The sequence below is a fragment of the Parendozoicomonas sp. 209JJ7-1 genome, from assembly GCF_058147085.1.
In genome coordinates this window covers 83,643-106,903 of record NZ_JBYVJU010000001.1, presented here as the reverse complement: position 1 = coordinate 106,903, position 23,261 = coordinate 83,643, and the positions used below count along the sequence as shown (strand labels likewise).

At 51.1% G+C, this 23,261-nt stretch carries 21 protein-coding genes; 11 read left to right on the top strand and 10 right to left on the bottom strand.

Going from position 1 to position 23,261, the window contains the following annotated elements:
* Nucleotides 1–41: 41 nt before the first annotated feature.
* The gene (locus ACY2RQ_RS00475; RefSeq protein ID WP_490110980.1) at nucleotides 42–1,118 is read left to right on the top strand and encodes a lipase secretion chaperone; all 1,077 of its coding nucleotides are present in this window, start codon (nucleotides 42–44) and stop codon (nucleotides 1,116–1,118) included.
* A 68-nt stretch (nucleotides 1,119–1,186) separates the two neighbouring features.
* Nucleotides 1,187–2,140, top strand: a complete 954-nt coding sequence (locus tag ACY2RQ_RS00470; RefSeq protein ID WP_490110979.1) for a lipase family alpha/beta hydrolase — start codon at nucleotides 1,187–1,189, stop codon at nucleotides 2,138–2,140.
* A gap of 81 nt (nucleotides 2,141–2,221) precedes the next feature.
* Here ACY2RQ_RS00470 and ACY2RQ_RS00465 read toward each other — a convergent pair whose 3' ends face one another.
* On the bottom strand, nucleotides 2,222–4,108 hold the full coding sequence (locus ACY2RQ_RS00465; RefSeq protein WP_490110978.1) for a bifunctional metallophosphatase/5'-nucleotidase: 1,887 nt from the start codon (nucleotides 4,106–4,108) through the stop codon (nucleotides 2,222–2,224).
* A gap of 149 nt (nucleotides 4,109–4,257) precedes the next feature.
* Nucleotides 4,258–4,935, bottom strand: a complete 678-nt coding sequence (locus ACY2RQ_RS00460) for a M15 family metallopeptidase (RefSeq protein WP_490110977.1) — start codon at nucleotides 4,933–4,935, stop codon at nucleotides 4,258–4,260.
* Between the two features lie 224 nt (nucleotides 4,936–5,159).
* Here ACY2RQ_RS00460 and ACY2RQ_RS00455 point away from each other — a divergent pair, with 224 nt between their 5' ends.
* Together ACY2RQ_RS00455 and ACY2RQ_RS00450 are read left to right on the top strand one after the other, a co-directional pair.
* On the top strand, nucleotides 5,160–6,512 hold the full coding sequence (locus ACY2RQ_RS00455; RefSeq protein WP_490110976.1) for a hypothetical protein: 1,353 nt from the start codon (nucleotides 5,160–5,162) through the stop codon (nucleotides 6,510–6,512).
* A 20-nt stretch (nucleotides 6,513–6,532) separates the two neighbouring features.
* A complete protein-coding gene (locus ACY2RQ_RS00450) occupies nucleotides 6,533–7,096 on the top strand; it encodes a hypothetical protein (RefSeq protein WP_490110975.1) in 564 nt (187 codons plus the stop codon).
* Here the strand turns inward: ACY2RQ_RS00450 and hutG are convergent.
* On the bottom strand, nucleotides 7,083–8,195 hold the full coding sequence (hutG, locus tag ACY2RQ_RS00445; RefSeq protein WP_490110974.1) for a formimidoylglutamase: 1,113 nt from the start codon (nucleotides 8,193–8,195) through the stop codon (nucleotides 7,083–7,085). The two genes, ACY2RQ_RS00450 and hutG, sit on opposite strands and share 14 nt — an antisense overlap.
* A 300-nt stretch (nucleotides 8,196–8,495) precedes the next feature.
* Here hutG and hemG point away from each other — a divergent pair, with 300 nt between their 5' ends.
* Nucleotides 8,496–9,065, top strand: coding sequence for a menaquinone-dependent protoporphyrinogen IX dehydrogenase (gene hemG, locus ACY2RQ_RS00440; protein WP_490110973.1), 570 nt, complete (start codon nucleotides 8,496–8,498; stop codon nucleotides 9,063–9,065).
* A gap of 28 nt (nucleotides 9,066–9,093) precedes the next feature.
* On the opposite strand, the gene ACY2RQ_RS00435 is transcribed toward hemG, so the two are convergent.
* The gene (locus ACY2RQ_RS00435; protein ID WP_490110972.1) at nucleotides 9,094–9,492 is read right to left on the bottom strand and encodes a hypothetical protein; all 399 of its coding nucleotides are present in this window, start codon (nucleotides 9,490–9,492) and stop codon (nucleotides 9,094–9,096) included.
* 236 nt (nucleotides 9,493–9,728) lie between these two features.
* Between ACY2RQ_RS00435 and ACY2RQ_RS00430 the strand changes: the two genes are divergently transcribed.
* Complete coding sequence (locus tag ACY2RQ_RS00430; RefSeq protein WP_490110971.1) at nucleotides 9,729–10,097, top strand: hypothetical protein; 369 nt, start codon at nucleotides 9,729–9,731, stop codon at nucleotides 10,095–10,097.
* A gap of 272 nt (nucleotides 10,098–10,369) precedes the next feature.
* On the opposite strand, the gene ACY2RQ_RS00425 is transcribed toward ACY2RQ_RS00430, so the two are convergent.
* Entirely contained in the window at nucleotides 10,370–12,118 is a 1,749-nt protein-coding gene (locus tag ACY2RQ_RS00425; RefSeq protein WP_490110970.1) for a multicopper oxidase family protein, read from the bottom strand.
* Nucleotides 12,119–12,432: 314 nt separating this feature from the next.
* On the opposite strand from ACY2RQ_RS00425, the gene ACY2RQ_RS00420 reads away from it, so the two are divergent.
* The gene (locus ACY2RQ_RS00420) at nucleotides 12,433–13,320 is read left to right on the top strand and encodes a M23 family metallopeptidase (protein WP_490110969.1); all 888 of its coding nucleotides are present in this window, start codon (nucleotides 12,433–12,435) and stop codon (nucleotides 13,318–13,320) included.
* Nucleotides 13,321–13,349: 29 nt separating this feature from the next.
* Nucleotides 13,350–13,976 (top strand): peptide-methionine (S)-S-oxide reductase MsrA, encoded by a 627-nt coding sequence (msrA, locus tag ACY2RQ_RS00415; RefSeq protein WP_490110968.1) that lies wholly within the window; start codon nucleotides 13,350–13,352, stop codon nucleotides 13,974–13,976.
* Here msrA and ACY2RQ_RS00410 read toward each other — a convergent pair.
* The 3 genes from ACY2RQ_RS00410 to ACY2RQ_RS00400 all read right to left on the bottom strand — a co-directional run bounded on the left by ACY2RQ_RS00410 (nucleotide 13,973) and on the right by ACY2RQ_RS00400 (nucleotide 17,360).
* Nucleotides 13,973–14,221 (bottom strand): hypothetical protein, encoded by a 249-nt coding sequence (locus tag ACY2RQ_RS00410; RefSeq protein WP_490110967.1) that lies wholly within the window; start codon nucleotides 14,219–14,221, stop codon nucleotides 13,973–13,975. The genes msrA and ACY2RQ_RS00410 overlap by 4 nt on opposite strands.
* Nucleotides 14,222–14,347: 126 nt before the next feature.
* Nucleotides 14,348–16,345, bottom strand: coding sequence for a bifunctional tRNA (5-methylaminomethyl-2-thiouridine)(34)-methyltransferase MnmC2/FAD-dependent 5-carboxymethylaminomethyl-2-thiouridine(34) oxidoreductase MnmC1 (mnmC, locus tag ACY2RQ_RS00405; RefSeq protein ID WP_490110966.1), 1,998 nt, complete (start codon nucleotides 16,343–16,345; stop codon nucleotides 14,348–14,350).
* A gap of 31 nt (nucleotides 16,346–16,376) precedes the next feature.
* Complete coding sequence (locus ACY2RQ_RS00400; protein ID WP_490110965.1) at nucleotides 16,377–17,360, bottom strand: tRNA-dihydrouridine synthase; 984 nt, start codon at nucleotides 17,358–17,360, stop codon at nucleotides 16,377–16,379.
* Nucleotides 17,361–17,740: 380 nt separating this feature from the next.
* Here ACY2RQ_RS00400 and ACY2RQ_RS00395 point away from each other — a divergent pair, with 380 nt between their 5' ends.
* From ACY2RQ_RS00395 to ACY2RQ_RS00385, 3 genes are read left to right on the top strand one after another with little or no spacing between them, the layout of a single operon-like run.
* Nucleotides 17,741–17,998, top strand: coding sequence for an OadG family protein (locus ACY2RQ_RS00395; RefSeq protein ID WP_490110964.1), 258 nt, complete (start codon nucleotides 17,741–17,743; stop codon nucleotides 17,996–17,998).
* Between the two features lie 41 nt (nucleotides 17,999–18,039).
* The gene (gene oadA, locus ACY2RQ_RS00390) at nucleotides 18,040–19,821 is read left to right on the top strand and encodes a sodium-extruding oxaloacetate decarboxylase subunit alpha (RefSeq protein WP_490110963.1); all 1,782 of its coding nucleotides are present in this window, start codon (nucleotides 18,040–18,042) and stop codon (nucleotides 19,819–19,821) included.
* Nucleotides 19,822–19,831: 10 nt separating this feature from the next.
* Complete coding sequence (locus ACY2RQ_RS00385) at nucleotides 19,832–21,136, top strand: sodium ion-translocating decarboxylase subunit beta (protein ID WP_490110962.1); 1,305 nt, start codon at nucleotides 19,832–19,834, stop codon at nucleotides 21,134–21,136.
* A 65-nt stretch (nucleotides 21,137–21,201) separates the two neighbouring features.
* Here the strand turns inward: ACY2RQ_RS00385 and ACY2RQ_RS00380 are convergent, their stop codons facing one another.
* Nucleotides 21,202–21,660 carry a hypothetical protein gene (locus tag ACY2RQ_RS00380; RefSeq protein ID WP_490110961.1) on the bottom strand — a complete coding sequence of 153 codons (459 nt, stop codon included), beginning with the start codon at nucleotides 21,658–21,660 and terminating at the stop codon, nucleotides 21,202–21,204.
* A 413-nt stretch (nucleotides 21,661–22,073) separates the two neighbouring features.
* A complete protein-coding gene (locus tag ACY2RQ_RS00375) occupies nucleotides 22,074–23,114 on the bottom strand; it encodes a GMP reductase (RefSeq protein ID WP_490110960.1) in 1,041 nt (346 codons plus the stop codon).
* Nucleotides 23,115–23,261: the final 147 nt, after the last annotated feature.

The following is a 23,261-nucleotide window of genomic DNA, read 5'->3' as shown; positions in this document are numbered from 1 at the left end:
TAAATCGAGCGCAGATCAGAATAACAATAAAGGCGCGCTTTATGGCACATATCTATAAACCCCGGTTTTCAGTCCCGCTGTTATTGGTGGTGGTTGTTGGAGCTGTCTGTTTCTTTGGAGGCAGTCTCTTTATGAGTGGCGCTTCAGATCAGAGAAGAGAACAGTCTCCGGACGACCTTTTTGAAGGTGTGACTTCAAAAGAAATGATTTCGGACATTGATTCTGTGATGAGGTCTGCTTTTGAAGTGGCGAGCGGTAAAGGGGCTTTTCCAGTTCTCCCGGAAGTACCAACATGGAGTAGGCTTTCCCTAAGGGGAACAACCCCGGATGGCGGTATTACCCTTGATGCATCAGGGCAGCCGGTCATTTCAATGTCCATGCGGCGGTTCTTTGAATATTACCTTTCCACCCTGGGGGAGCAGCCCTTTTCTGCCATTCGGGCGCAAATATATAGCGCGATTGTAGAGCAGTATTCTGAAGCAGTGGCAGATGCCGTGCAGGTTTATTTTGATCGCTATATTGCTTACCGGTATCGCCTGGCAGAAGCCCAGAAGGAAATGGCGGAAGCCATGGATTCTGCCGATATGGTGGAACGTCTGCAGCAACGACAGGAGATGCTGGCCTCTGTTCGGGAGCGTGAGCTGGGGCCGGAAATGTCTGAAGCCTTTTTTCGTAAGGAAGAAGACTATGATCGCTATACCCTCGCAAAGTTGAAAATTGCAAAGAGCACTGCACGGGATAACACACGACGTCAGCAGGCGTTGGATCAACTGGCTCTGCAGTGGCCGGAATTTTCTTCCCGTGAATCTTTATCCATTCGTCAGCACAAAGTTCACCAGACTATTGCTCAAATGCGAACACGCGGTATGCCTGACAGTGAGATTTTCACTGTGCGTCAGGAGGCTTTTGGTTATGAGGCTGCGGTACGTTTATCGGCTCTGGATCAGGAGCGAAGCCAGTGGCAGCAAAGACTGAACGATTACTCAGAACAGAAACAGGCTCTTTTGACGACAGACATGAATCAACAAGACAGTGCCCTGGAACAGTTAAGGAAAACCTACTTTTCCGAAACCGAGGCTGAGCTGGTCAGGGTTTTGGAAAAGCTGCGCAAGCTGTAAGCGCAAGGCTGTAAAAGAAAGGTAAAGAAAGTACGACCGAAAATAAAAATAATAAAAAGGAAAGAATCATGGTGACCCGTCCCCCTTTGCTGAGAGCCGTGCTGTTCTTCTGGTGTTCTTTGTTTTTTATTCCCCAGGCCTCAGCCTGGTGGTGGAATAAAAAAGATACCTACACGGAAACCCGCTATCCCATTGTGCTGGTGAATGGCATGTTTGGTTTTGATACCACAGCCCTTGGCCTTGTTGAATACTGGTATCGCATACCCGATGAACTTAAGAAGGGTGGCGCTCAAGTGTTTGTTGCCCAGGTTTCCGGTTTGCACAGTACGGAAGTACGGGGGCTGGAACTGATGGAGCAACTGGAGGCGTTCAAAGCCATAACAGGGGCTGAGGGGTTTAATCTGATCGGTCACTCCCATGGTGGCCCTACAGTCCGGTTTGTGGCTGCCGTTCGCCCGGATCTGGTGAAATCTGTAACCAGCGTAGGCTCTCCCCATAAAGGAAGTCCGGTTGTTGATGCTTTTGTTGATCTGAAAGATAAACCGGTAGCTGACCGTATTTTACGCACGTCTTTTGAAGCCCTGGCCGGGTTATTGAATTTGCTGTCCAATAACAGAACCCATAATGGACAGGATGCAGCAGCGTCCTTTGCGTCCCTGAGTTCAGCGGGCATGGCGGACTTTAACCGCCGCTATCCGGCCGCGATTCCCAATGGCTGTGGTGAAGGGGCGTATCAGGTGAATGGAATACGTTATTACTCCTGGGGAGGAACCAAAGCCTTTACCAATCCACTGGATCCGTCCGATTATTTTTTCACTGTGCTGGGGCGGTTAATTGATGAACCCAATGATGGTCTGGTGGGGCGGTGCAGTACCCATATGGGAATGGTGATTCGGGACAATTACCGGATGAACCATATTGATGAAACTAATCTTCTGTTTGGTCTGCACAGTATCTTTGATACCGATCCGGTGACTGTCTATCGCCAGCATGCCAACCGTTTGAAAAATGCAGGCCTATAGACGGCGCAGGTATAGGTTTTTGATTTTGTACCGGGACAAACACCCAAAGACAGTTTGCCCCGATCATTGTTCCTGGAGCTGTTATCGGACTAACTTACGTATAGCGGCGATAATTGCTGCCAGGATAATCACAATAAATCCAAGGGCTGACCAGAGAATCCAGGTGGCATTAATAAAAAGGTCTGCGGGCTTCAGGCTGCTGATGGCTCGCATACGGGGTTCGGTAATCTGGGGAGTCAGCACGATATTGGCCAGGCCATCACCATCGGTATCCGGAAGACTGGAAAAGAAATCCAGCTGGGCCTGCCAGTTTTTATATTCCTGTATGCCAGGTTCGGATGGATTGCTGTCGATAATGCTTTCTGTCAGGTCGCCAAAGGGTTTTCCGTCCTGGTCTTTGGGCACAATATTCACCAGCCCGTAGCTCAGGTCTTTGACCACCCAGGCAAAGCTGCCCACAAAACTGGTGGCGGAGAAACTGTAAAGACGTTGGGTATCAGAAAGATCCAGAGGTTTATAGCCAGTTTCTGGAGAACCCAGCTCAATAGAGGTGATACGGTCCAGGGGCGGACGCAGGCTGTTGTAGGTAAAGCGCATGCCGGAAATACGGGGGAAATAGTTCTTGCCTTTGATATGCCAGGCAAAGGACATGATTTCCATCAGGTTCCGTATTTCCTGGGCGGTCATCCAGACTTTCATTAATGGGTAACCCGGCTGGTTGTCTTCGCCGACTCCCAGGGGCTGCAGGCGGAATATATCCGACACTGACTGAATACCTGTTTCCCCCTTCAGCAGATCATCTCTAATCAGGCTGTTGGTGGTCATGGCAATATCACTGACGGTGGCCCGGCGAATGCCGTCCGCCACTAGGTTGCCCAGTACCGGGTCTTCATAGGCCCGGGTTAAGGTTTGCGGGGTTTTTACCAGGGGCTGGCTGAAGGTGAAGGGGCTGCTGGCCATAACTTCACTGTTGATACGGCTTTTGAAAGTGTTGACCTGCTCGGTGACGGCAGTTTTTCCAGGAATCTGATCGTCAATGGTGTGCAGTTTGTAATCTTTAAAGGTTACAGTTCCATTGTCTTCCAGCTCAAGGGAGAGTTCCCCCAGGTAGCGGGTCTCTGAACCAGCCTGAACGACTGCGGTATTGTTAATCAGGATGGGCTTATGGAGTGGCGTATGGCTGTGGCCACCGACAATAACGTCGATACCATCAACCTGGCGTGCGTATTCCACCTCTTCGCCACCCCAGCTGCCGTCTTGATTCCGGGTTATGCCACTGTGGGACATAAGAATAACGACATCAGCCTTTTGTTTATCCCTCAGGAGTCTGACCATTCTCTTTGCGGTGGTAATCTGATCCGCAAATGTTGAGGGGCGTGCATTGGGAGCAACTTCCGCAGCCTCTCTACCCATTAAACCAAAAAGCCCAAAACGAATACCGTTCTTTTCAATAATCTTCCAGGGAAAGATAGGGCCGTTGTCCATCAGGTGCTGTTGTTCAGGGGCCAGGGTCAGGTTTGAGCTGACAATGGGGGGCAGCTCATCCATGTATTTACTGGCGGAGGACAGCATGTCAGACAGGCCATTGGTGCGGAAATCAAACTCGTGGTTACCAAGGGTAATGGCATCGTAGCCAAGCTGCTTCATTAAACGCAGTTCGGGGGCATGCTGGCGATAAAGGGTATGGAACAGTGTGCCCTGGCTGATATCACCACCATCCAGCAGCAGAGACGGCTGGTTGCCCAGAGACTGGCGTCTCTGGTCTATTAATGTGGCCAGACGGGCGATACCACCTATGGTTGTATCATCATTAATAGTTGCAGGTGTGTATTCGGTGTTGGGGCCAAACCCCAGCAGTCGGGATTGCCAGTCATTTGTGTGCAGGATGGTAAATTGTTGGCCGGCGGCCATAAGCAGGGAAGAGAAACTCAGGCTGACAAACAGGGAAAAGCGCTGAAAAAAGGTCATTATTATAATCTTTATCACTTACAGACAGATCTTTAATTGCTCTGTGAGTGTACTGGGCGGAGGATGTCCGGGCAAATGCCGGGCACAGTAATCACACCCTGATGTGGGCTTAACCCGGCTTCAGTATGAAAAAGTCAGTGACCGGTTTGTCACTGAATATCAAAGTTAAAGTAAGTGTTGGGAAAAGGTTCATTCGCCAGTGTAAAGTGCCACCATTCATTGTGGTAAGGGGTAAAACTGCTTTCTATCATCAGGTTTCTGAGCAGCAGCCGGTTGGCTCGTTGCTGAAGGTTCAGGCCAGGGTAAAAGGGACCTGCCTGCAAGCCAAAAAAGTCATAGACAGTGCCGAAGTCCAGCTCTTTCCCGGATGCCTGGTCCACAATAGTCAAGTCTACCGAGCTGCCCCGGGTATGGCCGGAATGTTTGGCAATATATTGTTTCTCAAACAGCTCCTTTTTCGTAAAAGCCGGGTAGTAGATATTTTTTATGGAGGGCTTGTCGGGGGTATTTGACCAGGCCACAAAAGCGTCAACGGATTTTTGGGGGCGATAGGTATCAAACACTTTCAGGCCAAGGCCAAACTCTTTCAGTTTTGTCTGGACTTTATACAGGGCACCCAGGGCTGACGATGACATGATACAGACAGGTTTTTTATAACCGGGTACTGGCTTTCCAGTGAAGTTCTCAGTGGTTGCATATCTCAGCTCCACTTTCAGCGAGGGAATAACATCCAGACAGTAAGAGAAACCTGCAGGAAGCTGCGCCCCGGATGCGGCCGAGCAGGTAAGAAACAGTATAAGCAGTCCGCTTAATGTGACATTTTTCATGATGTGAATGCCTGTTGGAAAACCGTAAACAGAGGCTCGCAAGGATAGCCCTTACTGCGGGAAAAGGGATTGCCTGATCCCTGATTGTTAAAGTTGTCTATATTCTGCTGCAAACGATACCAGCAGGAACAACAGCAGTGATTCAGTGGAAACCCATAACATATGTAAACATAGTTTCTGCCGGATCGCGAAAACTATGTTTGAGACTGCTTCTGGCTGCTGTCTTGGTCGTCCCAATCTCAGCACTCTCGGGCCAGGGTGACCTGAAGCGGGAACTTGAAAGAACCGTTGTCATTTTTGAGGATACCCCCCGGATTTTCAGCCAGACCAGATCAATCAGTTATCAGGAACTGCTGGAAGACGCTAAACGCCTTTATGGCCACCTTTTAGTTTTAGATAGCGGTGTTGTCCCAGGGACGTTACTCTGTGTAATTGATAACAACTCCATAGCGTCTTTCGAAGTGATGTATACAGCGGCCATGATGGGTACCCCGCTGCATATATTTACTCCGGGAATTTCTCTGGAGGACTTCTCAAAACAAATGGAAGTGCTGGGAAAGCTCTTCCAGAAAATGATTTTTTATATCAGTCCGGATGTATTTACCCCAGACAACCCCCTTAGCCAGTTAAATTTCACAGAGCCAACCAGGAGTAGATATGTTAAGGCCGAACATATTGTTATTCTGCCTTCCTCGATAAGTGTGGAAGAAACTCCGTTACGGGATGCAGAAAACACAACGACTTACTCTTCTGTACTGTCAGACACCAGTCCCCATGAACTGCCGGATAGCGGGCCGCCTGATGAGAGCTACCTTTTAAGGACGTTTTTCGTCCGGGCACCCGATGATACACAGGCGCTGATCGTTTATAACCTGAAAAATCAGGAAGACCTGCGGGGTGCCATGGAGTCTTCGTTCTGGGATAGGGAACTCCTGAGGACGTACTCTACATTTCTTCCATTATTTCCATTGTCATCCCCAATGGGCTGGCAATTTTATTTTGATGCCGTAGGCGCTGGTGCCAGTATTGACTTATCTGTTGGTCATGGCTCTTTGAGTAGTGAGGCAATATCCCGGGCGCTTTCGCAGCATTCGTCTGTTTTTTCCACGCTGGATTCAGAGCAGCTATCTGAGCTACTGACGCTTGGTACTGGGGGAGCGACATTAGATACCCCGTGGAAAATCTTCACGATGGGCCTCAAGGCCCCTGAACAGTCACATATTCAGGCCGCCAAAGAAAAAAATATACATGTGAATCATGCATTGAGCTGTGAAGAAGGCAATATGCTTTTGTGTCACTGGAGTCAGCGAATGAAACCTTACCACTACGAGCAGCTCAGTGGTGTCAATATGATTGACCCGGTGGGAAATAATAAAGAGTGGACTGTGAGTAGTGACTGGATGACTCCTGCTTATATTGGATCTGTCAGCCAGGCTCATCGCATGCGAAGGCAGCAAATTCATATCGGTTATAAAGGTGAGAGAGTGATTCGTGATTTTGGTCAATATTATGTTTTGCATCCACTGACAGAAGAGGTTGTTCTTCCCCCCAGAACTCATTCCACCAGCAAACGCTAAGTTAAAATCATTGATCTTTCATGGCTAATATTACTTACAAAAGTGGTTCTTTATTTGATGCCCTGATTGATAAACTTGACGCGGGAAAAGAGGTTGGTCTCATTCTTGTTGATGAAACGGATTCAGACCCGGATATTTCTGAAGACAGGGACGCCTGCCAGAGGCTTCAAAAAAAAGCGATTGATTTTACGGTTGCCGAGGAAGTGCCTCTGTTTATCGTCCAGTATGGGCGGGATGGACGTTATGGTGACAAAGAAATATTTAGCGGAGGTATGAGTCCTTATCTGGCCCAGCATGTTCCCCATTCCACTTTTGTTTATGCGAAGGGGATTATGGAAACCAATGCTTTCGATAACATCCAGCTGGTTGCTGATACTGTGAAGCTGAATATTATCACTGTTATGGGACAAAGTCTGAATGCCTGCTGTGCAGCCACTGCGCGGGGGGCTGTTGAAAACAATAAGTTTGTTTATACTTGCGAGAAGCTTATGAGGGGCGGCTCAGTGAAAACAGCTAAACCGGAAGACTATGGTTTTTTTGGTATTGGCTGGCCCCATAACACGACGTTCTTCAGTGATTTATAGGCAAACCATGGTTGTTTGTCGTAGTGTTTTTATCTCCTTGATCTTCACCGACAAGCTGATAAATCAGCCTGGCAGCAAGTCGGGCGGTACGGTTATCAATATCGTAGACAGGATTGTATTCCGCTATATCAAACAGCCTGAGTTTGCCGGTGTTCTTGATAATATCCAGAAGATTCTCCACAACCTCCAGGCTGATACCTTTCGCCGCTGGAGCGCTGACGCCTGGAGAAATGGATGCGGGAAAAGCGTCAAGGTCAATGGATAAATAAAGGTGGTCGACCTGTGCCAGAAACGTATGTATACGGATGGCAATACTCTCCATATTGTTCAGAGACATCTGTCGGTCAGTCATGTAGTCAACACCCAGCTCATCCGCCCTGTTAAATAGTCGTCGTGTATTGCTGCTGTGGCTGATGCCCAGGCAGAAGTAATGAAAGGGCCAGTCTTTCTTTTTGGCATACTCCGCCATCTGGTAAAATGGTGTACCTGAACTGGCGTTGGGCGCGGGTTTTCGCAAATCAAAATGGGCATCAATATTGATAATACCAATACGGACAGGGACATTCAGAACCGCAGGATGTTGTTGATGTTGATGTTGAAGGGCCTGGTCAAGTTGTTCTTCGAGATGGTGAGCCAGCCCAAGGTAGCTTCCCCAGGCGATTTCATGGCCACCACCCAGGCCAACAGGAAACAAGCCGCTGTTTAAAAGCCGGGTAATAAGCTGGGCGTAAGCATTTTGTGCCACTTCCAGGGTATTTGATGTGTTAGTGATATTGCCTGTATCCCAGAGAGGGGATTGCCGGTTCCACGGAAGGTTGGGCATGGCTGCTCGCAGTTTGTCTGGGCCATTGATGGCACCAGATCTGCCTTGATTACGACGTACACCTTCGTCACTGGCAAATCCCGCTAAAGCAGCACCCTCGGTGGGTAGAATGGCTAAGGATTGTATATCCAGCATCTGTACCTGCTGGTGCCAGCGTTGAGTCTGTGACAGGGGAGGGTCGTGGTCGATTCTCCCGCTCCAGAAATTGTGACTGTCTGCCAGAACAGGTGTTATCTGTAAGGCAGCCGTTATCAAAAGCATGTGTGGCAGGTGCATATCCGGAATTCTCTTACTGAGCAGTGGGCTGCCATGGGTGAGTCGGAAGTGTCCCCATTGCAGATGTGACAGAAGGAAACAGAGTAGCCCTGTTTATAAAAATACACTGCTTGCTTCAGTGCAGGATACCGTTCCTGCAGCCTTGGAAATGCGATGGAAATTTGGGTTGTTTAAACAAATAACCTCCTTTGATCATTATCAAGGTTTACCCACTGATTTTCGGGGAGAATCCATTCCACAAATATGGCCTGTAGTGTTGTATATAAAAAAAGGGGAAAGGTTATTAACGACAGGAAAATTATGGAGGTCGGAGAGCAGCAGCTTATCCTCTATGCCTCCCATGATGGTCAGACAGCCCGTATTGCCGCTGCCATAGCCAGTGAAATGCAATTGGCTGGTCTGTCGGTGCAGCGGGATAATCTGGAACGGCTGGATGAAAACCTTGAGCTGGATACATTCCAGTCGGTTCTGATTGGCACGCCGGTTCGCTATGGTCATCACCTGCCGGTGGCCCGGGATTTTATCGCGGCCAATGTTGAAAAGCTGAAAGCCATGCCTGGTGGTTTTTTCAGCGTTAACCTGACCGCCCGCAAACCGGAAAAGCAGGTGCCGGAAACTAACCTTTATATGCGTAAGTTCTTACGTAAAAGTCCATGGCAGCCTGAATACAAAGGGGTGCTGGCGGGGGCTTTGTCTTACAGCCACTATGCCTGGTATGACAGGATTATGATTCAGCTGATTATGAAAATGACCGGTGGTAATACCGATGTTTCTAAAGATATTGAGTATACCGACTGGGCAAAAGTAAAAGCCTTCGCTCAGGGCTACGGGAATTATCTGAAGCGAAAGCTTGTAAACCGATACTTGTAAACCAATAGTAGAACGCAGGGTAATGGGGTTACAGTTTGTCGCAGTCTATCTGTCTGGAATATCTTCCATCGCTGCAGGAACAGGTTATGTTTCGAAGGGGAATATCATTGTCCTGATGAACCGGAATTTCCACCTGGATATGTGCATCTTCGCACCAGCTGGCTTTTATAGAGGCGGCCTTGCTGGCCACTTTCAGATCAACATCCATATCTATAAAGCTTAGTTCTTGCCCTGGACATTCCCCTTTCTGCACTCTCTGGCAGTTATGTTGGTCAATGGACTGACTCGAACAGCTTATGCAGGCAGCAAAGTGTCGGCATGCCGGACAATTGGGGTGATCGCTAGTCAATTCAAGCGTCATGTGGGCATAGGTGCCGGCAGCCAGGGCAAGAGCGACTGTCAGGGCAGATTGGAATGCAAGGGCCATTTTCATCCTCCTGGGGGAGTAGGGTTGTTATCTGTAAGGAGACTGGCATAAAGCAAGGGGATCGGGTCTGGAAACTTTACTCGGGCACCAGAAAAGCATCTGGGTGCCTGGCCTGGTCCAACATACAGATACATAGATAATCTGCTATATATTCTCTCTTATGCCTGGACTGGTTAATGTCGACAGACCGGCATGAATGTTCAGGCAGTATAATAGTTCTCAGGGTGCTTTATGTTATGAAATGTTTTCCCTCTCTCTTGTTTCCGGCTGTTTTCTTTATCTCAGTTCAGCTAACCGCTCAGGAGGAAAAACCACAGCCACAACCATTGGCATTTCACGAAACCATGCTTTGCTTTACTTGGGATAACGTTGACCCTGAATATCTGGATTCAGTGTATTTTACATGTTATTCGCAGAGAGCTGGTCAAACACGTTACCATGGCATTGGAAAGATTTTTGAACAGGGATGGCACCCTCTGGCAGCGGGTGTTGGTGGTGCTGGTGCTGGTGCTGGAGCGGGAGCTGGCAACAGGTATCGAGGCAATCAGGTTCTCTTTAAAGAGATACATTTGAGTATGAGGATGAGTTACACTTTTGTCCGGTAAAATAAGCAGTCTGCTGGAGAATGGGGGCAGAAAGGGCATTCAGTCAACGTCGTTCCTGCGGTTGCGCTCATATCCTCAGATTTCTGATCTGTTTCGATTATTCCGTGGCCATTTATGCCTGGTATGACCGGATTATGATCCAGCTGATTATGAAAATGACCGGCGGCAATACCGACGCTTCTAAAGATATTGAGTATATATCCCCGGACAAAGACTTTTGCCTTTGTCCGGGGATATATTAATTATCGGAGTGGAAAGGGTGTCAATGCTGTTTAATTAATATCAGTCATGGGATTCAGTCTAATAAACCCTCCGAATCGTCTGCGCTTCTGGTGGTATTTGGCATAAAACCCCAAGGCGCATATTCCGACTTTTGTGGCAATGCAGAGAAAGACTGATGAGCCGACTATGGTACCTGTTTTCCAGGCTGGCCAGGAGGGGGCAGTCTGGTTGCTACACAGAGAGGGATGGTTTCCTTTATCGACGGTGTGGACGTATCCCATCATGCCCTGATCCTCATGGGGCAGAATATGGCAATGGATTACGTAATCTCCCGCAAAATAGTCACTTTGGTAGCCGATCCGCAGGGTGTTTTGATATTTCACTGGGAGATCTGGCAGAAATATCGTGTCGTGCCAGTCCCCTGCCAGGAAATAGTTATCATCATCCGGTCCCCCGTTATGCATTAGCTGGAAGGGGGAAATATGAATATGGAAGGTATGGTAATTAATATTTTCCAGATAGAAGTTCTGCAGTGAGCCTAGTTCCATCTGGTAAGAGGGCTTTGTCACATTAAAAGACTGGCCATTAATCTGGTAAATACCGTTTTCCGCATCGTCTGTCAGGGCGAAAGTCTGGTTAAACTGCGGTTCTTTATTCTGCAGATCCGGCAGATAGCAGGGACGCTGGTAACAGAGCTTTGGCAGGTCATCCGCGCTGGGTTTGTTATTGGGTATCACCCGCAGGGTAAGCAGTTCTCCCGTCCAGAGAAACTGATTGGCGTCCCTGTCTTTAGTCAGAGTGGACTGAAGGGTTGTATCTCCGATTGTATGACAGCGGACGGCTATATCGGCACGTCCTCCACCGGGTAACACAGAGTGGTTCACCTGCCTGGGGGCGTCGTTCAGGTAAATACCGTCTTTAGCCAATAACTGGAATTCACAGTTATCGGGCTTCTGGATATCAAGCCACTTCATCATTGCGCCATTCAAGAGTCGCAGCCGGGTCCACTGGCCAGCTTCAATGTTCAGGTAGGGGACACTCTGGCCATTGGCCAGGAAACTGTCAGCATCAGCATTGATTTCTGCCTGGGAACATTGATCCGTTTTGGGTTCCGCCTGCCACACCGAGTCATTGGCCGTTTGGGTCATTTCTTCCATCTTTGGCAGGTGCACCTGGGTGAAAACCACAAGACTCTGGGGCAGGTTGGCGATAACTTCCGGAAGCTGGTCGTTTGCGTCATCATCAATAACAATGGCCCCCAGGGCCCCCCCACCCACCTGAATAGCTGTGGAGCCGTGGAAGTGGGCGTGGTACCAGTAAAGCCCGGATGTGTGGTATTTCGGTATCTGGAATTTTGAATGGAGGGTCTGTCCGCCATTCAAGGCCGTGTAAAGCACATCGTCCGAGCCTTTTTCAGGGGAGACATGAAGGCCATGGGTATGGAAGTTGGTGGTATCCGGTGCCCTGAAAGTGTTAATTGTCCCTTCGGACGGGTCAGCAGGCAGGTTGTTTTCCAGGTTCAGATTCAGGGTATCTCCCTTTTTCAGCCGTAATGTCGGTCCGGGAGATGAGGGCGTACCATCCGGTGTCTGGTAAAGACGAGTCGTGATGGTGTGGCAGGGGGTTTCCAGGGTTCCCTTGGTAAAGGTCAGGTTCAGGTCGAGTTTTCCTTCGGCACTGGTTATAACCTGTGGTTCGGCGAGTAAAGGTTTCACCATGTCGGCATAACCGGCAGTGGTCGCCAAAATAGCTGTAACAAAAAGCAGAGTGGTCAGGATTATCCCGCTAACTATTTTCATCACGTATTTCCATATTCAGCTATCCCATTAATGTAAGGGGCTCATGTAAGGGACCCATATAAGGGACAACGAAATCAGGAACGCTGCTTATGGCGGGGATAACAAAGCCGTCAGTCGGGCTTTCACTTCTGCTTTCACTTCTGTTTGTGGAGGGTATCCCTCAGCAGGGCAAACATAATGGTTATGCCGTATACCAGGGGCATAACAATGGAGATAGCAAGAATTATGTGGGACATAACGGTGCCTGTTCTTAGAGTGGGAGTATGATTACTATATAAACAGATGCTACACATGTCAGGAAGGGTTCTGCACAAATGATGAGTTTGCTCCGTTCGTGGGTATGTGGTTTTTTGGGATTCATGGTGATGCTGTGTCTGTCATCCGCCCAGGCTTCCCAGCCCCAGCTTTCCCCGAAAAAGCCTCAGGTGCTGACCCAGGGCAGCCTGTATCTTGGGAAGGTCAGGCCGGGCTATAAAGTGTTTTATAAAAAGAAAGAAGTGATGATAGCTCCGGACGGCCGTTTTGTATTGGGCTTTGGTCGGGACGCGAAGCTTGACCAGAGTTATCTCACAGTCAGCCCTGAGGGCAAGGAAACACGGCACTTACTGAACCTGGCGTCCCGGGAGTATAAAATCCAGCGTATCAAGGGCGTGGCAAGAAAGTATGTAAAGCCGCCGGAGCAGCGTTTGCAACGTATCCGCAAGGAGAATAAAAAGGTGGGCAAGGCCCGCCAGCAACGGAGAGAGCAGTATGAGTTCCTCAGTGGTTTCCTGCAGCCCGTGGATGGCCCGGTCACCGGCGTCTATGGCAGTCAGCGTTATTTTAATGGCGAGCCACGTCGCCCCCACTTTGGCATTGACTATGCGGCCCCCACAGGAACTCCGGTGCTGGCGCCCGCTTCCGGTGTTGTTACCCTGGCCCATCCGGATATGTATTTCTCCGGTGGTACGATGATTATTGACCATGGTATGGGCATCAACAGTAGCTTCCTCCATCTCAGCAAGCTGCTTGTGAAAGAAGGGGATGTTATTAAGCAGGGGCAGCCGATTGCGGAAGTAGGCGCTACCGGCCGGGTGACAGGCGCTCATCTGGACTGGCGGGTAAACTGGGGCGCTGTTCGCCTTGATCCGGCATTGGTGTTGGGGGATTTCCCCCTTGACAAAGCGTCCCTTGACCGCGCGTCTTCAGACAAGACTCCTTAAAATTTTCATGTTTCCCGAGAAAAGATGTTATGGCTGGTTTAACACGTATGATAAGCACCGATGAGGCGCTGGAAGGTTCACCGGAACCCATGGCGGTGACAGAACCCCATGTGATCTTCCATCACTCACTTCTGCCTCCCTGGCCCGAGAATATGGAAGAAGTTGTTTTTGGTATGGGCTGTTTCTGGGGAGCTGAGAGGTTGTTCTGGCAACGGCCCGGCGTGTATGTGACCGCTGTCGGCTATGCCGGTGGCTATACGGCAAATCCTACTTACCAGCAGGTATGTACCGGGCAGACTGGTCATACGGAAGTAGTGCGGGTGATTTATGAGCCTGCAGAAATTTCTTTCAAGCAGCTTCTTGCCTTATTCTGGGAACAGCATAACCCTACGGAAGGTATGCGGCAGGGGAATGATATTGGCAGCCAGTACCGTTCTGCGATCTACACGACGACTGATACCCAGCTGGAGCAGGCAAGGGAAAGCCTGGCAGCGTTTCAGCCCGCCTTAAGAGAACAGGGCTTTCAGGAGATTACCACGGAAATCGCACCACTCAGCATGTTCTATTACGGAGAAAACTATCACCAGCAGTATCTGGCCCGAAATCCGGGTGGTTACTGCGGCTTGAAAGGGACAGGGGCCAGCTGTCCCATCTAAATCAAACCTGGCTGGCGGGGGGCAGAAACTCCAGCAAAGCGCCAGACCGGGCTTATTTGAGCACCTGTTTCAATGTTTTTTATTGAGGTTGACTGGATAGCCGCTTCGTTTACCTGAACGGCGGTTGTCTGGGCAGCACTCCAGCTGTGCCGGGCTGATGGCAGCTTGTGCAGAGCGGAGGAGCAGGCGGTGGTCAGTTTGCTCCAGCCGGAGCAGGTGAATTTGCTTTGATGTGAAATTGCCATGTTCGATCTCTTGCTCTCTGGTTGCACTGGATTCAAGAGTAGAGATCAGCAGCGAAAACCGGTATTGCACTATGGTTTAATGAACTGCAGGTTTAATGAACTGCGGGTTTAATAAGTTTAAGCCTGTCAGGCTTTGGTCTCAGTCTTTGGCTTCTTACTTTTTTTTCCCTTTATCAATGCTCTCGCCGGAAAACGTCCGGGATGAAGCTCTGCCAGCAGGTCCGCTCCGACTGGAGCCAGTTCCCCGCAAATCTGGCTGGCCAGAATCTCCCCGGACAAAGGGCAGGTAATCAGTCCCCGGGAGCCGTGGCCGGCATTGATATACAGCCCTGTATACCATGGAACAGGATGATCAATGGGCTTGCGGGCGTTTTTGGCCAGGTCTGCGAAAGTTTCCCGGAAAGCTTCATTATCCAGTACCGGTCCTATTACCGGCAGGTAATCCGGCGTGGTACAGCGGAAGCCGGCTCGACCGGTCAGATTTTCCGGTTTGAGCTGGTCAAAGTTCAGGGCGCTGGCCACGCTGGGGGCGAAGCTGGCAATGGTGTCCAGGTTGCTCTGATGGTCCGCTGGCCGGCACTGTTCTTCCGGGTCATTAAAATGGAAGGTGGCACCAAGGGTGTGAACATCATTGGCTGCCGGGGCGATATAGCCTTCTTCACAGAGAACCTGGGAGAGTTTCCGGCTGGACTCTGTGGCTGGTACCACGGTGACCTGTCCTCGAATCGCTTTCAGGGGCAGATGTTCTGTCTGTTGTAGTTCACTGGCCTGATGGCCACAGGCTATTACAACTACCGGGCTGGTTAAGGTGGCACTGTCTTTTATATGGATCTGCCAGTGGTACTGGCCATGTACCAGAGACTGAACCTGGCTGTTGCCCTGAAAATGAATGTTCTTATGATCCAGCAGCCAGTTCACCAGCCCGGGGGGATTCACCCATCCGCTGTCGTGGAAATGGAGTCCGTCACTGTTGATGGTGAGTCTGGCAAGTTCAGAGAGTTCTTTATCCCCTTTGAGGTCAAGAATGCTGCGAAAACGGCCATTGCCTGTCAGTTCATTCTGGCGCTGACGTTCTTTCTCAGAATCGGGAAGTTGGATAATACCGCAAAGAGCGTAAAGATTATCGGGTACCTTTGATAACTGGGCAATAGTATGGCGATAGCCTTGTAACACCAGTTGGGTAAGTGGCATATCATGGGCGGATAGTCGGGTATACAGCATGCCCTGGGGGTTGCCTGAAGCTCCGCCAGCGGGATCGCTCCGCCTATCGAGTACAGTGACCTGCCAGTCCCGTTCTGCCAGAGCCCGGGCGGTGGAAGCGCCGGCCAGCCCCGCGCCAATAATAATGGCTTGTCGTGTATCTTGAGTCGTCACCTGTTGCAGCCAGGGTTTATTCAGGGTAGGGCTGGTGGTTTTTACTGTTCCCCGAATCATTTCCCGCTTTTTGCCATATCCGGGTACCCGGATGTAGGGAAATCCTGCGGCTTCCAGGCCCTGCCTGACAATACGTGCCACGGTAAATGTGGACCAGGTGGCATCGAAAGATGATGTCGCGGCCATGGCCTGGAACAGCTCCGGTTGCCACATTTCCGGGTTACGGGATGGGGTAAAGCCATCCAGAAACCAGGCGTCAATCGGGCCGGTGAAGCGGGGCAGGGCATTGAGAACATCATCAATCACCAGAGTCAGTTGTACCCGGCCTTTGGCAAAGCTGCGCCGATGAAAGCCTGGCACTTCTCCGGGATAAACCTGGATTACTTCCTGGCTGAGCTCAGTAATATCCGGCCATAGTGCCAGAGCCTTTTGAAAATCAGCTTCTGTCATCGGATATTTCTCTACAGAAGCAAAGTGCAGTCGGGCCGTTGCCGGAGCATGCTTCAGAAAGCACTGCCATGCCATCAAAAAGTTCAGACCGGAGCCAAATCCGGTTTCCCCGATGGTAAACACGCCATGGTCAGGCAGTGCCGCAAAACGTGTTGGCAGATCATTATTGTCCAGGAAAACATAACGGCTCTCTTCCATCCCGTTAATGCGGGAGAAGTACACATCATCAAACTCTTCAGACAGTGGCTGTCCATCGTCGTCCCAGCGAACGGCAGCGGAGTGAATCATCGATTCGGGCATAGCTTTTCTTTCAGGTATTCCTGCGGGGCCGTCAGGCCGCTTTTTTTAATTCAGATAATATCGTATGAACACATTTATGGCGTTTCACCGTATGAAACAGGGTCGCCGCCTGTTCGTGGCTTTTGCTAATCAGCCCCAGCCACTGCTTGATACGGTCTGGCAGATAGCGCTGGGGATTATGGATACCATAAAGGAGGGGTTCACCATCTTCCAGGCTGATCACCAGTTCGGCAAAGGTTTCCAGTATTTTCTGGGTATGGGACCAGTCATTTCCGGCAGGGAAAGAAAGGTTTGATGTTGTTGACTTAATCTGCCGGGCCAGCATGGGCCGGGCTACAGCTCCGCGACCAATCATCACATCATCGCAGCCGCTGGCTTCCCGGCAGCGATGGTAGTCTTCCAGAGTCCAGATTTCCCCGTTAGCTGTGAGGGGAATAGCGAGCTGTTCCTGAATACAGGCCAGTCGTTCCCAGTGGGCCGGCGGACGATAACCCTGCTTGCGGGTGCGGGCATGAATGGTCAGACCATTGGCACCGGCCGCTTCAATACCCAGGGCAATATCCAGGGCATTGTCAGGCGTATCATATCCCAGGCGCATTTTGGCGGTGACAGGAATATCCGCAGGTACCTGCGCGCGAACGGCTTTCACCACGGAATAAATGGTTTCCGGTTCATTCAGCAGGGTTGCGCCGCCCTTGTGGCGATTCACCGTTTTTGATGGACAGCCAAAGTTCAGATCCACTCCCAGGGCTCCCAGCCTGGCCACTTTGCAGGCGCTTTCTGCCAGAAGCACAGGGTCGTTGCCCATCAGCTGGACATACACAGGCGTTCCGGCTCGGGTACGGCTGCCGTGGCGCAGCTCCGGGCACATGCGGTAGAACACGTTATTCGGATACAGGGTGTTGGTGATACGGATAAACTCAGTGACACACAGGTCAAAGCCACCGGTTTCGGTGAGCAGTTGCCGGGTCAGGTAGTCGGCCACACCTTCCATTGGAGCAAGAGTGATTTTCACTGAAGCTGGGAATATTCGCTGAACAGGGGCGATATGCTAAGCCCCATCGGACAGAAATGCCAGATGCCATACCTATAAGAAGCGCAAATTCGGGATGGCTGATTTCTGTGCCGTACTGTTCGGAAAAAATCGATGTAAAAAAGGGGGAGGGATACAGAAGACGCTGGGCATACTTGTAGGAGTTATCTGTCTGATATTACGGCTGCTTATAAGTACTATAGGGAGCATTTATAGCGCAAATATTGCGCCAAACACCTATTTCGGTAAAATGGCCACGGACTTATGACCTAATAAATCCTAAAAGACTGTCAGCTGAACCTTATTATTTCACCAGAATAAAAACCGGTCAGCAGAGCAGGAAAACCATAACAGGGTGAATCATGTCCCAAGTGGATCTTATGAATGAAGGTCTGTCGCTGATGATGTTCGGCATGGGCTTTGTTTTTATTTTTCTTACCGTCCTGGTCTTCGCTACCAGTCTAATGTCGAAAATTGTTCCGGCACTGGTACCCGAGCAGGCTGAGCCTGCACCCCGGCGTTCTGCCGCTCCTGTGCCCGGCGTTTCCGACCCTGCTGCCGATCCTGTGCTGCTTGCGGTGATTGGTGAGGCCTTGCGTCAGCACAGAGCCCGCCGCTAACGGACAATTTCTGTATTTTATCTCTTGGGGGAATTGAAAGGATGACCGCTAATAAAGCGCCTCTGGGCATTACCGATGTCGTGCTGCGCGATGCCCATCAATCGCTGTTTGCCACCCGTCTGCGTCTGGACGATATGCTTCCTATTACGGAGAAGCTGGACGAAATTGGCTACTGGTCCCTGGAAACCTGGGGTGGAGCCACTTTTGACAGCTGTATCCGTTTTCTGGGTGAAGACCCCTGGGAGCGTCTGCGGGCCCTGAAAAAGGCCATGCCGAAGACCAGACAGCAGATGCTGCTCCGTGGCCAGAACCTGCTGGGCTATCGCCACTATGCGGACGATGTCGTAGATCGCTTTGTTGAGCGCGCTGTGGCCAACGGTATGGATGTGTTCCGGGTGTTTGACGCCATGAACGATCCCCGCAATCTGCAGCAGGCCATGAAGGCGGTGAAGAAGCAGGGTGCTCATGCCCAGGGTACTATCTCCTTTACCACCAGCCCCGTGCACACCATGGATAACTGGGTAAGCCTGGCCAAGCAGGTTGAAGATCTGGACGCCGATTCCCTGTGTATCAAGGATATGGCCGGTATCCTCTCCCCCTACGACGCTTACGAGCTGGTCTCCCGTCTGAAGAAAGAGACTGATCTGGAAGTTCATCTGCATTGTCATGCAACAGCGGGTCTCTCTTCCATGACCCTGCTGAAGGCCGTAGAAGCCGGCGTTGACCGTGTCGATACTGCGATTTCCTCCATGTCCATGACCTACGGACATTCCCCCACCGAATCCATCGTTGCTGCCCTAAAAGGCACCGAGCGTGATACCGGTTTGAATATCGAAGCTATTGAAGAAGTGGCTGCCTACTTCCGTGACGTGCGGAAGAAGTATGCCAGGTTTGAAGGCGCGCTCCGCGGTGTGGATTCCCGTATCCTGGTCGCCCAGGTGCCCGGTGGCATGCTGACCAATATGGAGAATCAGCTGAAAGAGCAGGGCGCTGCGGACAAGTTTGACGAGGTTCTGAAAGAGATTCCCCGTGTCCGTGAAGATCTGGGTTATATCCCTCTGGTTACACCGACTTCCCAGATTGTCGGTACCCAGTCTGTGCTGAACGTACTCACTGGTGAGCGTTACAAGACTATCTCCAAAGAGACTCAGGGTATCCTGAAAGGTGAATACGGCGCGGCACCTTCTGCCATGAACGCCGAGCTGCAGGCCCGTGTTCTGGATGGTGCTGAACCCGTCACCTGTCGTCCGGCTGATCTGCTGGTGCCAGAAATGGACAAGCTGGAAGCTGAAGTGAAAGCCCAGGCTGCCGAAAAGAGCATCACTCTGGCTAACGATGCCATTGATGATGTGCTGACCGTCGCTCTGTTCCCTCAGATTGGTTACAAGTTCCTGGAAAATCGGGGTAACCCCGATGCCTTTGAGCCTGTACCTACCGGACAGGAACTGGTCGCCAGGGACAGTGGTAAGCCTGAGGTTTACACCGTCACTGTCAGCGGCAGCGAGTATGTGGTTGAGGTGAACGACGGTGGTGATGTGACTGGTATCAAGTCCGTCTCTTCAGGTACAGCGGCAGCTGGTGCGGCCCCTGCAGCCGTTCCTGCCGGTGGTGGTGACCCTATGCCTGCCCCTCTGGCCGGTAATATCTGGAAGGTCAATGTCCAGCCTGGTCAGAACGTCCAGGCCGGTGATGTGGTGGTTATTCTCGAAGCCATGAAGATGGAAACCGAAGTCCGTGCGATGAAGGCCGGTACTGTTGGTAGCGTCAGCGTGAAAGAGGGTGACTCTGTGGCTGTCGGCGATGAGCTGTTGACCCTGGCGTAAGGAGGCTGATATGGATAAGTTAATGGCTCTGTGGACGGGGTCAGGGATTTACAACCTGACATCCGGCCAGGCAATTATGATTGCCGTTGGTTTCCTGCTGCTGTTCCTGGCGATTCGCAAGAACTTCGAGCCACTGCTGCTGGTACCTATCGGCTTTGGCGGTATTCTCGCGAATATCCCGGCGGCCGGTCTGGCCCTCAGCGCTGTTGAGCAGCTGGTGAATCTGCAGAATATGGCCCATGTGGATCAACTGGCTGTTGTTCTGGGAGTTGAATATGAAGGTGTGAAGCAGATGCTGGCTGCATACCACAATGCGCCTGCCGCTGTTCAGACGTTAGCTGAGAACCTTGCTGCGGATCTGAACTACAGCAACGGTATGCTGTACAGCTTCTACTCCGTAGCTATTGGCAGTAGCATCGCACCGCTGCTGATTTTTATGGGTGTGGGTGCCATGACCGACTTTGGTCCGCTGCTGGCGAATCCCCGTACTCTGTTCCTGGGTGCTGCGGCGCAGTTTGGTATCTTCGCTACGGTTCTGGGTGCTGTGGGCCTGACGGCTACCGGTCTGATGGACTTCAACCTGGCCCAGGCTGCGGCTATAGGTATTATCGGTGGTGCGGATGGTCCGACGGCCATCTATGTGTCCAGCGTACTGGCTCCTGAACTGCTGGGTGCCATCGCGGTATCGGCTTATTCTTACATGGCTCTGGTTCCCATGATTCAGCCCCCGATCATGAAGGCGCTGACCACCGAGAAAGAGCGTGCCATCGAGATGAAGCAGCTGCGTCACGTCTCCAAAGCAGAGAAGATTATGTTCCCGCTGTTGCTGTTGCTGCTGGTGGCCTTCCTGCTGCCGGACGCCGCGCCTCTGTTGGGTATGTTCTGTTTCGGTAACCTGATGCGTGAGTGTGGCGTGGTGGATCGTCTGTCCGATACCGCCCAGAATGCACTGATCAATATCGTGACTATCTTCCTGGGTCTGTCCGTTGGCTCCAAGCTGGTGGCCGATAAGTTCCTGGCGGCAGAGACTCTGGGTATTCTTTCCCTGGGTATCGTGGCTTTCTGTATCGGTACTGCTGCGGGCGTGCTGATGGCCAAGCTGATGAACGTATTCAGCAAGACCAAGATCAACCCGCTGATTGGTTCTGCCGGTGTATCTGCTGTACCTATGGCAGCCCGGGTATCCAACAAGGTGGGCCTGGAATCTAATCCTCACAACTTCCTGCTGATGCACGCCATGGGTCCGAATGTGGCTGGTGTTATCGGCTCTGCGGTTGCCGCGGGTGTGATGATCAAGTACGTATCAGCAATGTAAGCAAACTGATCTGTCTACAGGCCTTGCCCCTCATAGCAGGGCCTCAGGCGTTAGCCGGGAGCCAATCAGGAGTCAGTATCTCTGTCGGAGGGCGCATCCAGGTTGAAGTGGCGACGCTTCTTGTAGGTCACTTTGGGCATGGCTGTGGCTCGCCTTCTTTCTGCCGGGTGTTCGCCGGGCATGGCAGGCAGTGCGTTCATGGAGTCCTGCATATAGGTATCTCCGGCATGAAACCGGGGCGGCAGTTCCGGCTCTCTGGGGATTCTGTTTTTCTGCCGGTTGTCATGTTTTTCAGCCTGTATGGACTGATCATCTCTTGATTTGCGGGAACCATTGATTGGCTGGCCAAACTGGTTACGGCGTTCGGGTTTTTTCTGTCTGGTTTCAGTTTCTTCCTGCATGTTCAATCGCATGCGATATGGGTGTCCGTAACCACGTTTGCGGCGTTGTTTGCTATCAGTAGGTTCAGGGGGTTTCAAACCGGTAAATTCCTCATAGACGGTCTGGTAAATATATTTGCTCATTTCGTCCTCCGGAGGATGACGTCCTGTAACTTTTAAAATCTTTATGGTACGAATACTAGACAATGCCCTGTAGAGCCAATATAGGTAACATTACCTAAAGCTGCCGTATATAAATACCGGCCTCATCATATCTTTACACTTGTTTTATTCCTTATTCAGTCAGCACGTGACTATAAGAAGTCAGCTGACGCTTTTATCGACGCATAACTCCTGGGCAGGCATAAGTGAGATTTGTTGAAGGACGAGTATGAGCTGGAAGAGATGAAGCTCCCTTCGGATCAGCTGATGCAACGCCTGATGAAAATCTTTACTGGCCGGGGCAACAGTGCAGTTTATTGATGGATTGGCCACTGAAAGTTTTTATCTGCCAAACAATACGTGCACTGTCCGGCAGATAAAGCCGGGCAGGAAGATTAACTGTTAAAGATACGGTTTTCCTGTTCCTGTACGCGGATAAAGGTTGTGCGCTTGGTCAGCTCTTTGAGTTGGGCCGCGCCCACATAGGTGCAGGTGGAACGCACGCCTCCAAGGATATCCTGAACGGTGTTTGCTACCGGGCCGCGGTAGGGAGCCTTAACAGTCTTGCCTTCAGACGCGCGGTATCCGGCTACACCGCCGGAGTGCTTATCCATCGCAGTGGAGGAACTCATGCCGTAGAACAGTTTGAAGGTTTCGCCGTTCTCTTCAATAATTTCACCGCCGGACTCATCGTGGCCGGCCAGCATGCCACCCAGCATCATAAAGTCTGCGCCACCGCCAAAACCTTTGGCAACGTCACCGGCAGAGGTACAGCCACCATCACCGATAATCTGGCCACTCAGGCCGTGGGCCGCATCGGCGCATTCAATGATTGCGGACAGCTGCGGGTAGCCAACACCGGTTTTTACCCGGGTGGTGCATACAGAGCCGGGGCCAATGCCAACTTTAACCACGTCGGCACCGCCGAGCAGCAGTTCTTCAACCATCTCACCGGTCACGACATTGCCGGCAATAATTACTTTGTCAGGGAATGTGGTACGGACTTTGGAGACAAAGTCGACGAAGTGTTCGGAGTAACCATTAGCCACGTCAATGCAGATAAAATACAGCTTGGGATGACGTTCAAGGAGGGCTGTCAGTTTGGCAAAATCCTTGTCGGAGGTACCGGAGCTGATCATGATGCGGTTGTAGATCTCTTCGTCCGCGTCAGCCAGGAATGCGTTCCAGTCCTGTTCGGTGTAGTGCTTGTGCAGGGCTGTGAGCATGCCGTGTTCGGCCAGTGCCTTGGCAATTTCAAAGGTGCCGACAGTGTCCATGTTGGCGGCAATCACGGGGATGCCGGTCCATTCGCGATCGGAATGAATAAAACGGAAGGTGCGCTTCAGGTCAACCTGGGAACGGCTGCGCAGAGTGGAGCGCTTGGGGCGGAACAGAACGTCTTTAAAACCGAGTTTAATATCACTTTCAATGCGCATAAGCATGCCTGAGCCTGTAAGGCGAAAGAAAAACGATTAGAGATGCTAAAAGTGTACAAGCCACAGGAGCAATAATCAGAAGTGCTGGCAGACGTGGGCATTTATACGCTGGAAGTATCAGGGAATTGGAAGGGAGTGTAAAGTTGT